3 protein-coding genes are annotated in these 17,203 nt (G+C 74.8%); all 3 read left to right on the top strand.

The features are described 5' to 3' along the window. The first annotated feature begins 21 nt into the window (after positions 1–21). From FHS38_RS21855 to FHS38_RS21845, 3 genes are read left to right on the top strand one after another with little or no spacing between them, the layout of a single operon-like run. Positions 22–957: a 3-hydroxyacyl-CoA dehydrogenase family protein gene (locus FHS38_RS21855; RefSeq protein ID WP_308433548.1), complete on the top strand. Its 936-nt coding sequence runs from the start codon at positions 22–24 to the stop codon at positions 955–957. Continuing rightward, positions 950–7,972 carry a non-ribosomal peptide synthetase gene (locus tag FHS38_RS21850; RefSeq protein ID WP_184735918.1) on the top strand — a complete coding sequence of 2,341 codons (7,023 nt, stop codon included), beginning with the start codon at positions 950–952 and terminating at the stop codon, positions 7,970–7,972. Before FHS38_RS21855 ends, FHS38_RS21850 begins: the two co-directional genes overlap by 8 nt. After that, entirely contained in the window at positions 7,969–17,190 is a 9,222-nt protein-coding gene (locus FHS38_RS21845; RefSeq protein WP_184735916.1) for a non-ribosomal peptide synthetase, read from the top strand. The genes FHS38_RS21850 and FHS38_RS21845 overlap by 4 nt, the downstream gene beginning before the upstream one ends. The last annotated feature ends 13 nt before the right edge of the window (positions 17,191–17,203 follow it).

Genomic DNA, 17,203 nt, shown 5'->3' with positions numbered 1-17,203 from the left:
AACCGAAGGAGATCCCCCACCGTGGGTGAACACCAGAACACCGCGTCAACCATGGCGGCCGGCGCGACCGTCGGCGTCGTCGGTGCCGGAACCATGGGCATCGGCGTCGCGCAGTGCTTCGCGGAGGCAGGGCACCCGGTGGTGCTCGTCGATCCCGTCCCCGAGGCGCTGGGCGCCGGGCCCGCGCGCCTGCGCGCCGGGATACGGATGGCGCACCTGCTGCGACGGCGCGACGGGCTGCGGGCCCCGGCCGGGGCGGCGCGCCCCGAGGACCGTGTGACGTGGTCCGCCGACCTCGCCGACCTGGCCCCCGCGCTCTTCGTGGTCGAGTGCGCGCGGGAGAAGGAGTCGCTCAAGGAGGAGATCCTGCGGCGGCTGGACGAGGTGTGCGGACCGGACACGGTCTTCGCGTCCTGCACCTCGTGCATCCCCATCACCCGGCTCGGGTCCTTCACCGGGCGCCCCGACCGGGTGATCGGCACCCACTTCATGAACCCGGCGCCCCTCAAGGACGCCGTGGAGGTCGTCCGCGCGCCGAAGACCAGCGACCACACCCTCGAACTGACCACGGCCGTCCTGGCGGGCATCGGGAAGCGGCCCCTCGTCGTCCGGGACGCGCCCGGCTTCGTGACCAACCGCGTGCTGATGCTGACGCTGAACGAGGCCGCGACGGTGCTGGGCGAGGGCACGGCCGACGCCGGCACCGTGGACCGCATCTTCCAGGACTGCTTCGGCCACCCCATGGGCCCGTTGCGCACCGCCGACCTCATCGGTCTCGACACGGTCCTCGACTCGCTGGAGGTGCTGCGCGAGCACACCGGCGACGAGCGCTTCCGGCCGTGCGACCTGCTCGCTCGCCTCGTCGCGGAAGGCAGAACCGGCCGCAAGGCCGGTGGCGGCTTCTACCCCTATGCACAGCACCAGCGCGTCGAGCGAGGAGAGATCCGCCATGGCTGACCAGCAGAGCAGGCACGTCACGATGTCCGCCGCCGGCCTGGAGGCGTGGCGCGAGTCGCGGGACACCCCGGGCGGCCCCGGCCGTTACGTCGCCGAGGTCGTGGAGATCCACGGCCCCCTGGACTCCGCGGTGTTCGAGGACGCGGCGGCCCAGGTCGCCCGGGAGGCCGACGCGCTGCGGCTGCGGTTCGCCGCGAACACCCGGGCGGAGGACCCCCCGGCCCTGGAGACCGCCGACGGCCTTCCGCTGACCGTCGTGGACCTCGGTGCCGAGCCCGACCCCGGGGCGGCGGCCGAGGAGTGGGTACGGGCGGAACTCGCCCGTGCGCCCCGCCCCGAAGGCGCCGCGTCCGCCCAGGCCCTGCTCCGCCTCTCGCCGGACCGCTTCCACTGGTTCCACCGGCACCACAGGGCGGTCGTCGACGGCCACAGCTGCTCGCTGATCACCCGCCGCGTCGCGGAGGTGTACACCGCGCGCGTCGAGGGGCGGTCACCGCAGGAGGGGGCCCTGGCGCCGCCGACCCGGCTGGCGGAGGAGGAGGCCGCGTACCGGGAGTCGGACGCCCACGGCCGGGACCTCGCGTTCTGGCGGGAGCGCTTCGCCGACCGGCCCGAGCCGGTGACACTCGCCCAGGACACCACCGACGCCGTCGACGGGCCCTCCCGGCCGGTCGTCCTCACCGCCGCCGACACCGACCGGGTGCACGCGGCCGCCCGCTACAGCGGCACCCGGCCCGGAGCCGTACTGCTGGCCGCCGTGGCCGCGTACACGCACCGGATGACCGGTGCCACGGACGTGGTGCTGGGCCTGCCCGTGGACGGGCGGCCGAGCGGCGCCGCCCGGCGCGCCCCCGGCGCCGCCGAGGACATCGCGGCCCTGCGGCTGACGGTACGGCCCGGCACCTGCTTCGCGGCCCTCGTGGGGCAGGTGACCGAGGAGAGCCGCCGCGTCCGGAGCCACCAGCGGCTGCGGCACAGCGAGCTGTGCCGGGAACTCGGGCTGCCGGGAGACGGCCCGCGCCTGTACGGGCCGGTCGTCGACGTCCGGGCCCCCGGGCCGCGCATCCGCTTCGGCGCCCTCACGGCCGTCGTCCGCCGGGTCGGACCCGAACCCGTACGGGACCTGCGCATCGTGATCGACGAGGACCCCGCGGACCGTCGCCTGCGCGTCGTCTTCCACGGCGCCCCGGGCCGCTGCAACCCTGCCGAACTCGCGGCACACGGGCGGCGTTTCCGGCGCCTGCTGTCCGCCGCCGTGGCCGCCCCCGGCCGGCCGGTGAGCGCCTTCGAACTCCTGGACCCCGACGAGCTGGCCGCCGTGCGCTCCTGGACGCGGGCCGATGAGCGGACCACCACCGGAACCCTCACGGCGCTGCTCGAGAGCGCCGCGGCCCGCCACCCCGAGGCGGTCGCGGTCAAGGACCGGACGCGGAGCCTCACCTACGGCGAACTCCACGAGCGGGCCAACCGGCTCGCCCATCTGCTGATCGGCCGGGGCGCCGGGCCCGAGCGGACCGTCGGTCTGCTGCTGCCCCGTTCGGCCGACACGATCGTCGCGATGCTCGCGGTCCTCAAGACCGGCGCCGCGTACCTGCCGCTCGACCCCGCCTACCCGGCCGAACGGCTCCGCTACATGATCGACGACGCGCGGCCCGGCTGCGTGCTGACCGACACCGTCGACACGGGCCGGGACCTCGGCGACCTGCCGGCACCGCTGCTCGCGCTGGACGCCCCGGACACCGTCCGGGAGCTGGGCCGGTGCTCCCCGAAGGCCCCCACCGACGCGGACCGCACCGCGGCCCTGCTGCCCGCGCATCCCGCGTACGTCATCTACACCTCCGGCTCCAGCGGGACGCCCAAGGGCGTCGTCGTCCCCCACCACAACGTGGTCCCGCTGATCGCCTGGGCGAGCGCCGAGTTCGGGGCCGAGGCGCTGGCCCACACCTTGGCCGCCACGTCGTTCAGCTTCGACGTGTCGGTGGCCGAGATCTTCCCCGCGCTCGCGACCGGCGGCAGCGTCGAGGTGGTCGGCAATCTGCTCTCGTTGCTGGACGGCGACCCGCCGCGCTGGTCGGGCGGTTTGCTGTGCGCGATCCCCTCGGTCTTCGCGAAGCTCATGGACTTCAGCGACCTCCGGCTGTCCGCCAAGACCCTGTCGATGGCGGGCGAGGCGCTCCCCGCGGCGCTCGCCGCCCGGGTCGGGGAGACCATGCCCGGCACCAGGCTGCTCAACGTCTACGGGCCGACCGAGGCCACGGTGTACGCCACCGCCTGGTCCTCGGACGCCGCCCCGGCCGGGCACACGCCGCCCATCGGCCGCCCGCTGCGGCACGTACGGGCCCATGTGCTCGACGGGTCGCTCCAACCGGTCGCGCCCGGGCGGCGGGGTGAGCTGTACCTGGCGGGCGACGGGCTGGCGCGGGGCTATCTGCGCAGGCCGGGCCTCAGCGCCGAACGCTTCGTGGCCGACCCGTTCGGCCCGCCCGGCAGCCGGATGTACCGGACCGGCGACCTCGTCCGCTGGCGCGAGGACGGACACCTGGAGTTCCTCGGCCGGGTGGACGGGCAGGTCAAGATCAATGGATTCCGCATCGAGCTGGGCGAGCTGGAGACGGTGCTCGCCGGCCACCCGGGGGTTGCCGAGGCCATGGCCTCGGTGGTCAAGGACACGGCCGGTGACGCCCGCCTCGTCGCCTACGCGGTGCCCGCGCCCGGAGCCGCTCCCCTCGCCGTCGAACGGCTGCGGGAGTGGGCGGCCGAGCGGCTGCCGGCGCATCTCGTCCCGGGCGAGGTGAGCTTGGCGCGGTCGCTGCCGCGCACCCCCAGCGGAAAGCTCGACCGCGACACGGTACCGGCCCTCGCGGTCGTCACCGAGCCTGTTGTGACCGGGCCCGCCGTCATCGAGCCCGTCGTCACCGGGCCTGCCGTCATCGAGCCTGCCGTCACCGAACCCGCCGTCACCGAACCCCCGGTCGCGGAGCCCCGGCCGGTCGCCCCTGCCGTGGTCGAGGTGCCCGAGCCGACCCCCGAGCCGACCCCCGAGCCCGAGGTACCCGACACGTCCCCGGCCGCGTCACGCGAGCAGCAGGTCGCGCGGGTCTTCTCGGAGGTGCTGCGCCGGCCCGAGGTCCCCGTGGACGCCAGCTTCTTCGACCTCGGCGGCGACAGCATCATGTCGATCCAACTGGTCAGCAGGCTGCGCCAGGCGGGACTGGTCCTCACCCCGCAGGACATCTTCGAGTACAAGACCGTCCGGGCGCTGGCGGCCGCCGCGCGCGAGACCACGCGCGCGGAGAGCGAGCACACCGTCTCCGGTGTCGGCGAGGTGCCCCTCACCCCGATCATGCACTGGCTCCGTGAACTCGACGGCCCCGTCGACGGTTTCCACCAGGCCGTACTCCTCCAGGTGCCCGGCGGGCTGCGTGAGGAGCTGCTGGTCAAGGCCGTGCAGCAGCTCGTGGACCACCACGACGCCCTCCGGCTGCGCCTCGACCGGTCGTCGGCCGACTGGCGGCTCGAGGTACGGCCGGCCGGCTCCGTGCCCGCCTCCTCCTGCGTCCGGCGGGTCGACGTCCGCGGCCTCGGCGACCTGGGGGAGACCCTCGCGGACGAGGCCCTGCGCGCCAAGGGACAACTGGACGTCCAGGCCGGCACGATGGTGCGCGTCGTCTGGCTGGACGCCGGCCCCGACGCGCCGGGCCGGCTGATGTTCATGGCCCACCACCTCGCCTGCGACGGGGTGTCCTGGCGCATCCTCGTACCCGACCTGGTCGGGGCGTACCAGGACCTGGAGGCCGGCCGCGCTCCGCGCCTGCGCCCGGTGGAGACCCCGCTGCGGCACTGGAGCCGCGCGCTGTCCGAGCAGGCGCGCGAGGAGCGGCGGACGTCCGAACTGCCGCTGTGGACCGACATCCTCGCCACCGCCGGACCGCAGTTGGCGAAGCGGCCCATGGACCCCGCCCGGGACACCACGGCCCACGCGCGCTCCCGCGCGATGACCTACGGGGCGGACCGGGCCCGGCACCTGTTCAGCACCATTCCCGCGGCCTTCCACTGCGAGATCAACGACGTGCTGCTCACCGCGTTGGCACTGGCCGTGCAGCGCACCCTCGGCAGCGAGCGGGACGTGGTGATCGACGTGGAGGGACACGGGCGGGAGCCCGTCGTCCCCGGCGCGGACCTCTCACGCACCGCCGGATGGTTCACCAGCATGTACCCGGTGCGTCTCGCCCCCGGGGTCCCCGGGAGCGACGCACCGGCGAACGGACACGGTTCCCGCCGCGAACTGGGGCGGGCGCTGCGGCGGGTGAAGGAACAGCTACGGGCGATCCCCGACAAGGGCATCGGCTTCGGTCTGCTGCGCTACCTGAACCCGGAGACCTCGGCCACGCTGGCCGCCGCCCCACCGCGGCACATCGGGTTCAACTACTTCGGGCGGTTCCTCCTGCCCGCCGCGTCGGGGGAGCGGGACTGGGGTCCCGCGCCCGAGACGGGCATGAGCGCCGGGGCCGACGCCGGCATGCCCCTGGCCCACCCGCTGGAGATCACCGCACTGACCCAGGACACCGAGCGGGGGCCCGAGCTGGGCGTCAGCCTCACCTGGGCCGACGGGATCCTCGACGAGCGGCTCGTCGACGAACTGGGCACGGCCTGGTTCGAGATCCTGGACGAGCTGGCGGCACACGCCGCGGAGCCCGGCGCGGGCGGCCGCACCCCGTCCGACTTCCCGCTGGCCGAGCTCGGCCAGGAGGACGTCGAGCGGCTGGAGCACGACTACCCCGGCCTGGAGGAGATCCTCCCCCTGTCGCCGCTGCAACAGGGCCTGCTGTACCACGTCCTGGTCAGCGGGCTGAGTGCCGAGCAGGCGGCGCTGGACGGCGAGCACAGCGTCTACACCGTGCAGGTGTGGCTGGAGCTCGTCGGCGACCTGGACCCCGCGCGGCTGCGTGACGCCGGTCAGCGGCTCCTGGAGCGGCACACCAACCTGAGCGCCGCCTTCGTCCACGAAGGACTCGTCGAGCCGGTGCAGGTCTTCGGCTCCCGGGCCGAACTGCCCTGGCGGGAGGAGGACGTGAGCACGCTGTCGGGGGACCGGCAGGAGGAGGAGATCGACCGGCTGCTGTCCCACGAGCGCGGTCGCCGCTTCGAACCCACCAAGCCGCCGATGCTGCGCATGATGCTGGTGGACATGGGCGACGACCGTCGCCGCTTCGTGCTGACGACCCATCACATCATTCTGGACGGCTGGTCGCTGCCCGTCGTGCTGCGGGAGCTGTTCGCGCTCTACGAGGACACCGCGCCCAGCGCGGACGGCGGCGCCACGGCGGCCCTGCCGGCCATCACCCCCTTCCGCGAGTACCTGTCCTGGCTGGACCGGACCGATGGCTCGAAGGCCGAAGCGGCGTGGCGTGACGCGCTGTCCGGGCTGACCACCTCGACCCTGATCGCCCGGGGCGAGGGTGACGGGGAGCCCCTGACGCCGCGGTTCGTGACTGTGGAACTCAGTGCGGAGGCGACCGTGGCCCTGGTGGACATGGCCCGTCGCCACGGGGTGACGGCCAACACCGTGCTCCAGGCGGGCTGGGGCATCCTGCTCGGCCAGGAGACGGGCAACACCGATGTGGTCTTCGGCTCGGTGGTGTCCGGACGGCCCGCCGAACTCGCCGGTGTGGAAACGATGGTGGGTCTCTTCATCAACACCGTGCCGACCCGGGTCCGGCTGGACCCGGCGGAGCGGCTGGGCTCGCTGCTCGTCCGGCTCCAGCGCGAGCAGGCCGCACTGATGCCCTACCACCACATCAGCCTCGGCGAGATCCGTCGGATCACCGACATCGGCAACCCGTTCGACACCGTGATGGCGTTCGAGAACTACCCCCTCGACTCGGACGAACTCGCCGAGCCCGCGACCGGTCTGAAGCTGGCCCGCGCCTACGGCGACGACGCTCCGCACTTCCCGCTGAACCTGGTGGTGTCCGCCCGCGGCGAGCGGCTCCTGCTGCGGTTCGACTACCGCCCGCACCTGATGGAGCGCGAGCGGGTCGAGTCGCTCGCCGACCGGTTCGTCCACCTGCTGACGACGGCGGCCCACGAGCCCACCCGGACCGTCCGCGCGCTGGCGGCCGGTGGCGACGCCACGGACGACACCGCGGAGCGGCCGGTGGACGTGGTGCCCGCCACCCGGAAGCCGCAGGAGAGCGGCATCGGAGTGCTGCTGCCCCTGCGCGAGACGGGCGGCGAGCCGCCGCTGTTCTGCGTGCACCCGGCGGCGGGGATCGCCTGGTCCTACGCCGGGCTCACCGGCCCGCTGGGCACCGACCACCCCGTCTACGGCCTCCAGGCCAGGGGTCTCGACGGCGACGAGGTGCTGCCCGCGTCCGTCCGGGACATGGCGGCGGACTACCTGGAACACGTCCGCTCCGTCCAGCCCACCGGCCCGTACCACCTGCTGGGCTGGTCCTTCGGCGGCATGGTCGCCCAGGAGATGGCGGTGCAGCTCCAGCGGAGCGGGGAGAAGGTCGCCCTGCTGGCCGTCCTCGACGCCTACCCCGCCGGCGAGCCCACCGGCGAGGCGCCGCCGGAATCGTCGGTCGCCGGCCGGGACGTGCTGGCGATGGTGCTGGAGTTCTTCGGCTACGACCGGTCCGCCTGGGAGGACGAGTCGCTGACCTATCCGCGGTTCGTGCAGATCGCCCGTGAACAGAGCGGGCTGCTGGCCTCGTTCGACGAGCAGCGGGTCGCGGCGGTCGCCCGGATCTTCGCCAACAACGCCACCCTCTCCCACGCGCACGAGCCGCGCCCGTTCGCCGGGGACCTGCTGGTCTTCGCCGCACGGGAGACCTCGCCCGACGTCGCGCGGGACCTGTGGCGGCCGTTGATGGCCGACGGCCACGCGGACGTGGTGCCCGTCGACTGCACGCACGGCGAGCTGGGACGCCCCGGCCCGCTCGGTGAGATCGGCCGGGAACTCGTCCGGCGGCTGGGGACGACTCCCGCGGTGCCGGAGGGCGTCGAATGAGGAAGGATCCCGAGCCGGTCCACGGCGGTGTCCGCGGGGTTCCCCTCTCGACCGCGCAACACGGGGTGTGGCTGGGACAGCAGCTCACCCCGGGCTCGGCCCGCTATCACGTGGCGGCGGGCTTCGAGGTCTCCGGCGACCTGGACGAAGGGCTGTTCGAGACGGCCTTCCGGATCGCCGTGGACGAGGCGGAACCGCTCCGGGCCCGGTTCACCGAACCGGACGGGGAGCAGCCGTACCAGCGTCTCGGGCCGCTGCCGGACTGGGGCGTGACCTTCGTGGACCTGCGGCACGAACCGGTACCCCTGGCCGCCGCGGTGGAGTGGATGCGGGCCGATGTGGCGCGCCCCTTCGACCTCGCCGCCGGCCCGCTGTTCCGGACCGCCTTCATCCGGCTGTCGCAGGCCCGGGTCTGCTGGTACCTGGTCTGCCACCACCTGGTCATGGACGGCCTCGGCGGCGCCCTGTTCGCCCGGCGCCTCGGTGAGATCTACGCGGCCCTGGAGCGGGGCGAGGCACCCGAACCCGGCCCGCGGGTCTCGCCGGGCGCACTGCTGGCCGAGGACACCGCCTACCGGTCCTCCCCGGCCTTCGCCGCCGACCGTGCCTTCTGGCTGGACAGGATGGCCGGCCGCCCCGAGCCCACCGGGCGCGGGGCGGCCGCCCCGGCCCCGGACCCCACGAACGGGGTCGCGGCCCGCGGCGCGGCCCGGCTGCCCGCCGCCGGCTTCGCCGCCCTGCGCCCCCTGGCGCGGCGGCTCGAGGTCCAGTGGCCGGTGGTGGCGACGGCCGCGGCGGCCCTGCTGGCCCACGCCCGCTCGGGCACGGGCGGCGACGAGGTGGTGCTGGGGCTGCCGGTCGCCGGGCGCACCGGCGCCGCGACCCGTGCCGTCGCGGGCATGATGTCGAACGTGGTGCCGTTGCGGGTGCCGGTCCGCGCGGACCGGACGGCCGCCGAGCTGGTGCGGGCCGTCGGCGCCGAGGTGACCGCGGCCCTCGCCCACCAGCACTACCGGCAGGAGGACCTGCACCGCGACCTCAAACTGGCGGGCACCGGACAGGGGCTCTACGCGCTGGCCGCGAACGTGATGCCGTTCAGCTTCGGCCGGCGGTTCGCCGGGCGGCCGATGGCGATGCACCACATCGCCGTCGGCCCGGTGGAGGAGCTGTCCGTCACCGTCCACCCCGAGGCACAGCGGTCCGGCCTGCGCGTCGACCTCTACGCGGACCCCGCCCGCTACGGCACCCGCGAAGCCGCCGCCGAGGCCCGTCGCTACGTCCGCCTCCTCGGCCGGCTCGTCGCCGAACCCGACCGGCCCGTCGGGCAGTTCGACCTGCTCTCGGCCGGGGAACGGCGGCGGACGGTCCCACGGGTCACGGGCCCACGGCCCGAGCCGTCCACCACCCTGCCCGCCCTGGTCGAACGCTGGGCCGCACGCACCCCACAGGCACCGGCGGTCACCTGCGGCGAGGACGTCCTGCGCTACGGGGAACTCAACGCCCGCGCCAACCGCCTGGCCAGGGCGCTGATCCGGCGCGGTGCCGGTCCCGGGCGCACCGTCGCCGTCGTGCTGCCCCGCTCCGTCGACCTGGTCACCGCGATCCTCGCCGTCACCAAGACCGGCGCGGCCTATCTGCCCGTCGACCCGCGGTGGCCCGCCGACCGCGTCGACATGGTCCTCGCGGATTCCCGGCCCGTGCACGTGCTCACCCCGGACACCCTGGGCGGGCTCCCCGAGGAGTCCTCCTCCGCCGACCTGACGGACACCGACCGCCCCGGCCCGCTGACCCCCGCCCACGCCGCCTACGTCATCTACACCTCGGGCTCCACCGGCCTGCCCAAGGGAGTGGTGGTCCCGCACCGCAACCTGGTGTCGCTGCTGGACGGCGCGGCGGCCGGGTTCGGGTTCCACAGCGGTGACGTGTGGACGATGTTCCACTCCTGCGCCTTCGACTTCTCCGTCTGGGAGATGTGGGGAGCACTGGCGCACGGCGGGCGGCTGGTCGTCGTCCCCCAGGAGGTGACCCGCTCGCCCCGGGAGTTCCTCGACCTGCTCGTCCGGGAACGGGTGACGGTCCTGAACCAGACGCCGTCCGCCTTCCAGGCGCTGGACCGCGCCGACGCCGAGGAGCCGGAGCGGGGCCGGGGCCTCGCCCTGCGCTGGGTGATCTTCGGCGGGGAGGCGCTGCGGCCCGCCCGGCTGCGCTCCTGGTACCGGCGGCACGGCGACGCCTCACCCACCCTCGTCAACATGTACGGGATCACCGAGACGACGGTCCACACGACCAGGCTCGACCTCGGCGCCGCCCACTGCGAGGACCCCGGCAGCCCGGTGGGGACCCCCCTCCCCGGGACCCGCCTCTACGTCCTCGACGACCGGTTGCGTCCGGTGCCGCCCGGGGTGGCGGGGGAGCTGTACGTCGGCGGACCCGGCGTGGCCGGGCAGTACCTGGGCCGGCCGGGCCTGACCGCACAGCGCTTCGTGGCCGACCCGTTCGGCCCGCCGGGGGCGCGGCTGTACCGCTCGGGCGACCTCGCCCGGTGGCGGAACGACGGCGGCCTGGACCACCTCGGCCGGGCCGACGACCAGATCAAGGTCCGCGGCTTCCGCATCGAGCCCGCCGAGATCGAGGCCGCGCTGCTGACCGCCCCCGGCGTGGCCCAGGCCGCCGTGGCCGCGACGTCGGACGGCGTCCGTGCCGGTGACACCGGGGAACCGCGGCTGGTGGGCTATGTGGTCCCCGCACGCGGGGCCGGGCCGGAGGCGGACGACGACCGCTACGTCGCGCGTCTGCGGGACCATCTGCGGGCCCGCCTGCCCGAGCACCTGGTCCCCGCGCTGTTCGTGCTCCTGGAGACGCTGCCGCTCACCCCCAACGGCAAGCTCGACCGGCGGGCGCTGCCCGCCCCCACCCCACGGACCCCCGCCCGGTCCCGCCCACCGCGCACGCCGCGGGAGCGGCGGCTCGCCGCCCTGTACGCCGAACTCCTCGGCGTCACCACGGTCGGGGCGCACGACGGCTTCTTCGATCTCGGCGGCGACAGCCTCCGCGCGACACGGCTGGTCGGCATGGTGCGCGCCGCCTTCCACACGGAGCTGGACGTACGGGACGTCTTCGAGCACCCCACCGTGGCCGCCCTCGCCGACCGGATCGGCCAGGGGCCGGACCTGCCCGCCGCGCGCCCGTCGCTGACCGGCGCGCGCCCCGAGCAGATCCCGCTCTCCTTCGCCCAGCGACGGTTGTGGTTCCTGCACGCGCTCACCGGGCCGGACAGCGCGTACAACGTGCCCCTGGTGCTGCGGCTCGACGGGGAAGCCGACCAGGAGGCGCTGCGGGCGGCCCTCGCCGACCTGACGGCACGCCACGAAACGCTGCGCACCGTCGTCCGGGAGACGGCCGGCCGGCCGTTCCAACGGATCCTGTCACCGGCCGACGCCCGCCCCCGGCTCACCGTGACGGCGGTCGAACCGGCGAAGCTGGCGGACGCACTCGCCGCGAGCGCCCGGTACGCCTTCCGCCTCGACGCCGAACCGCCCCTGCGGGCCGAGCTGTTCACCGTCGGCCCGAACGAGCAGGTACTGCTCCTGCTCCTGCACCACATCGCCTGCGACCACGCGTCACTCGACCCGCTGGCGGCCGATCTCGGCACGGCCTACGCGGCCCGGCTCCGGGGCACGCCGCCCGACTGGTCACCGCTGCCGGCGCAGTACGCCGACTTCACGCTGTGGCAACGCGAGACGCTCGGTACGGACGACCGGCCCACCGACGTCGCGGAACGCCGTCTCGGCTACTGGACAGCCGCGCTCGACGGACTTCCGGAACGGATCCCGCTGCCCGCCGACCGGACGACGCCGACGGAGGACGGCGGCGACACCGTGACCTTCCGCATCCCCGCCGGAGCCCACGGCCGGCTCGCGGAACTGGCCGCGACCGAGCGGGCGAGCCTGTTCATGGTGGTGCACGCGGGGCTGGCGGCACTGCTCACCCGCCTGGGCGCGGGCACGGACATCCCGGTGGGCACAGCGGTGTCGGACCGCCCCGACGCGCGACTGGACGACATCGTCGGGTTCTTCGTGAACACGCTGGTGCTGCGCACCGACACCTCCGGCGACGTGACCTTCCGGGAGCTGATCGCCCGGGTCCGCGAGGCCGACCTCGCGGCCTTCGCCCACCAGGACCTGCCGTTCGACCTGGTGGTGGAGGCGCTGGGGCCCCACCGCGCGGCGAGCGGCCAGGCGCTGTTCCAGGTGATGCTGGTCGTCACCCCGGCGCCCCCGCACCGCATCGACCTCGCCGGGCTGTCCGCGACGACCGGCACCGTCGCCACCGGCGCCGCCAAGTTCGACCTGACCTTCAGCCTCCACGAGCACCGCCGGCCGGACGGCACGTGCCTCGGCCTGGACGGCGTACTCGAATACCGGACCGGGCTGTTCGGCCGGGCCACGGCCGAGGCGATCGGGGAACGCTTCACGCGCCTGCTGGAGCGGGTGACCGCCGATCCGGACGTCCCCGTCCACCGCGTGGACGTCCTGACGAGCGAGGAGCGTCGGCGCCTGCTCACCACCTCGTCCCCCGCGTCTCCCCTGGCCGATGCCCACGGCACCCTGCCGGGCCGGTTCGCCGAGCAGGTGCGCCGCACACCCGACGCCCCGGCGGTCCGCACTGCCTGCCATGTGCTGACCTACGCGCAACTGGACGCCCGCTCGGACCGGCTGGCCGCACGGCTGGCCGGGTACGGCGTCACCGCCGAGACCCCGGTCGCGGTCCTCATGGACCGGGGCGCGGACTTCGTCGTGACGGTGCTGGCGATCCTCAAATGCGGCGGAGCCTACGTCCCCCTGGACACCCGGGCCCCACAGGCCCGGCAGGCCACGGTGGTGGCCGAGGCGGGAGCCCCGGTACTGGTCGTCGGGGCGGGCGCGTCCCCCGAGTCCTGGTCCCCCGCCGGCCCCCGGGTCGTCGACGTGCGCGACACGGCCCCCGCCGCGCCTTCCCCTTGGCGGCCGCTGCCCGTGGACGACCCGGCCCGCCTCGCCTACGTCACCTATACCTCCGGCTCGACCGGCGTCCCCAAGGGCGTGGCGGTCACCCACGGCGACATCCTCGCCCTCGCCCTCGACGGGTGCTGGCGGAGCGACCGGCCGCAGCGCGTCCTGATGCACTCCCCGTACTCCTTCGACGCCTCGACGATGGAGCTGTGGGTCCCGCTGCTGACCGGCGGGGAGGTCGTGGTGGCACCGCCGGGCGACCTCGACCTCGCGACCCTGGAGTCGCTGGTCACCGGCACGGGCGTCACCACCCTGTGGCTCACCGCCGGTCTCTTCCAGCTCGTCGCCGAGGAGAAGCCCGGCTGTCTGCGCGACCTGGACACGCTGTGGACCGGCGGAGACGTCGTCCCGCCACGCGCCGTGCGCGCCGTGCGGCGGCACTGCCCCACCACACGGATCGTCAACGGCTACGGCCCGTCCGAAGCGACGACGTTCGCCACCCGTCACCTCGTCACGGACACCGACACCGCGGAGACGCGAGATGCGGCGGCCTCGGACGGCCCGCCCGCGGTGCCGATCGGGCGGCCGCTCGACGGCGGCCGCGCCTACGTGCTCGACGCCCACCTCCAGCCCGTTCCCGCGGGGGTGACCGGAGAGCTGTATCTCGCGGGCACGGGCATCGCCCGGGGCTACCTCAACCGGCCGGGGCTCACCGCCGAGCGGTTCGTGGCCGACCCGTTCGGCCCGCCGGGTGCGCGGATGTACCGCACCGGCGACCTGGCCCGGTGGCTGCCGGACGGTGTGCTGACGTTCGTCGGCCGCGCCGACGGCCAGGTGAAGCTGAGGGGCTTCCGCGTCGAGACCGACGAGGTCGCCTCCGCGCTGTCCGGGCACGGCGGAGCGGGCCAGGCCGCGGTGGTCGTCCGGGAGGACCGGCCCGGCGAGCGGAGGCTCGTCGCCTACCTGGTCGCGGAAGCCGGCGCGGCGGTGGACGAGCAGGAGGTGCGGGAGCACGCCGCCGCCGTACTGCCCGCGTACATGGTGCCCAGTGCCTACGTCGTGCTCGACCGGTTGCCGCTGACCGGCAACCACAAGATCGACCGAGCAGCCCTGCCCGTCCCGCCCCGGGCCGTACCGCGCTCGGGGGCGCCGCGGAGCGCGCGCGAACGCCTGCTGTGCGGCATCGTCGCGGACCTGCTCGGGGAGCGGTCGGTCGGTGTCGACGACGGCTTCTTCGCTCTCGGGGGCGACAGCATCACGGCCATCCAACTGGTCAGCCGGGCCCATGACGCGGGGCTGCGGATCAGTGTGCGCGACGTCTTCCGCCACCCCACGACGGCACGACTGGCCGAGGTGGCCGAGTCGGTCGATCCGGCCGGTTCGGCCGCGGGGGCCGCCCACGCGGCCCCGACCGTGGACGGCGAGGCCGTCGGGCCGTTGCCCCTGACGCCGATCATGCACTGGTGGCGGGAACAACACAGCACCGACCGTGCCTCCTTCAGCCAGTGCGTGACCGTCCGCACTCCGCCCGGGCTGACCCGGGAACAGCTGGTCGCCTCGGTCCAGGCGTTGCTCGACCACCACGCGGCGCTGCGCCTGCGCTGCGACGGGCCGTCGCCGGAGTGGACGCCGGAGACCCTGCCGGCCGGGACGTGCCGCGCGGAGGACCACGTCCGTCGCGTCGACGCCGCCGGCAGCCCGGGGCGGCTGCCCGAGCTGCTCCCCGACGCCGTCGCCGCCGCGCGCGGCAGGCTGGACCCCGCCGCGGGCGTGATGCTGGAGGCGGTGTTCCTCGACCCCGGCCCGACCCGGCCGGGACGGCTGGTGCTGGTCGTCCATCACCTGGCCGTCGACGGGGTGTCCTGGCGCGTCCTGCTGCCCGACCTGGCCGCCGCCCACCGGGCCGTCGCCTGCGGCCGGAGGCCCGCCCTGCCCGGTGCGGGGACGTCCTTCAGGGAGTGGGCCCGGTCCCTCGCCGAGCAGGGCCGAAGCGGCGCCCGACAGGCGGAGTCGCCGTACTGGAGGGAGGTGCTGTCCACCGGTGAACCCCTGGTCGACGACGCGGACGCCGTCGCGGGCGGTGCCACCGGGCAGCTGTCGGTGTCGATGCCGCCGGAACGCACCCGGCCCCTCCTGACGGAGGTCGCGGCCGTCTTCCGGTGCGGTGTGGAACCCGTCCTGCTCACCGGGCTGGCACTCGCGATGGAGGAGTGGCGGCGCCGCCGGGGGCGGGCTCCGGGCCCCGGTGGTCTGGTCGTCGAGCTGGAGTCCCACGGCCGCCCCGACGCGCCGGAGGCGGACGTGTCACGCACCGTGGGGTGGTTCACCAGCATGTTCCCGGTCCGGTTGGAGGACACCGGGTGCACCTGGGCGGACGTGTGGACCGCGGGACCGGCGCTGGGCCGGGCGCTGAAGCGGATCAAGGAGCAGCTGCGGGCCGTCCCCGACCGGGGCATCGGCTACGGCGTCCTGCGCCATCTCGACCCGCGGACGGCGCCGGAGCTGCACGCCTGCCGCCCGCCCCAGGTGGGCTTCAACTACCTCGGCCGGATCACCGCGGAGACACAGACCGACTGGGGCATCACCGACGAATTCGCGGCTCTGCCGGGCCCGGATCCCTCCGGGGCGGGTCAGTCCGGGGCGGACCACACGCCCCGGGGGTCACACCTCCTGGGCCTCGACGCGATGACGATCGACGGCCCGGCCGGGCCCCGGCTGCACGCGGCCTGGTCCTGGGCGGACCGGGCGTTCACCGAGGACGGCATCCGGGAGCTCGCGGAACTCTGGTTCACCGTGCTCGACGCCCTGGTGGTGCACGCCCGCACCCCCGGCGCCGGCGGACACAGCCCCTCCGACCTGCCCCTGGTCCCGCTCGCCCAGTCGGAGATCGACCACCTGGAATCGGCCTACCCGGGCCTGGCCGACGTCCTTCCCCTGACCGCCCTGCAACAGGGGCTGCTCTTCCACTCCCTGTACGCCCCGGACAGCCCGGACGTGTACCAGGCCCAGCTCGTCCTGCACCTGCGGGGCGAACTGGACCCCGACGCGCTGCGCGCCGCGGGCGCGGCACTGCTGGAGCGGCACCCCAACCTCCGGGCCGCGTTCGTCCACGACGATGTGCCCCACCCGGTCCAGGTGGTGCCGGGCACGACCGCGCCCACGTGGCGGAACGTCGACCTCACCCCGGTGACCGCCCACCGCCGGGACCGGGTCTTCGACCGGCTCGCCCACGCCGATCTGCACCGCCGCTTCGACCTGGACCGCCCGCCGCTGCTGCGCTTCACCCTGTTCACCCTGGGGGCGGGTGAGCACCGGCTGGTGCTCACCCACCATCACCTGGTGCTGGACGGCTGGTCGATGTCGTTGCTGGCCCGCGAGCTGTTCACGTTGTACGCGCACGGCGGCGATCCGGCCGCGCTGCCCGCGGTGACCCCCTACCGGGAGCACCTGGCGGCACTGGCGGCCCGGGACCACGACGCGGCACGCACGGCCTGGCGGGACGCGCTCGCCGGAGCCGACGCCCCGCCCCGGCTCACCACCGCGGTCATCGGCCGCGGCGCGGAGCCCGCGCGGCACCTGGAGACCGTGCTCACCGCCGGACTGACCCGGTCCCTGCGCGAGGTGAGCGCCGACGGACTCACGCTCAACACCTTGGTGCAGGGCGCGTGGGCGCTGCTGCTGGCCCGGTCCGGCGGAACGCGGGACGTGGTGTTCGGCACGACCGTCTCCGGCCGCCAGCCCGACCTCGCGGGCATGGAGTCGATGATCGGCCTGTTCATCAACACCGTCCCGGTGCGCCTGACGATCGACCCGGCGGAGTCGGTACGGGACCTCCTGCTGCGTTTCCAGGACGAGCAGGCGGGGTTGCTGCCGCACCACCACATGGGCCTGGGGGAGATCCAGCGACTGGTGGGACGGCGCGAGCTGTTCGACACACATCTGGTCTTCGAGAACTACCCCTTGGACCGGACGGCCCTGGAACGAGCCGCTCCGGGCCTGCGGCTGGTACACAGCGAGGGGCGCGACGCCACGCACTATCCCTTGACCCTGGCGGCGTTCGTCGACGACGCCCGACTGGCCCTGCGGCTCGGCTACCGCCCGGACGCGGTGGACCGGACGCGGGCCGGGCGGATCGCCGCCGAGCTGGAGCGGCTGCTGGAGGCGTTTTCGTCCGCCCCGGGGCAACCGGTCGCCGAACTGCTCGGCCACACTCCTGATATCCGATGACCAAGGAAGGAAC

This window comes from Streptomyces netropsis (assembly GCF_014203545.1).
Lineage (GTDB): Bacteria > Actinomycetota > Actinomycetes > Streptomycetales > Streptomycetaceae > Streptomyces > Streptomyces netropsis.
Note: the sequence above shows the minus strand (reverse complement) of the source record. Positions and strands in the feature narration are given on the sequence as shown.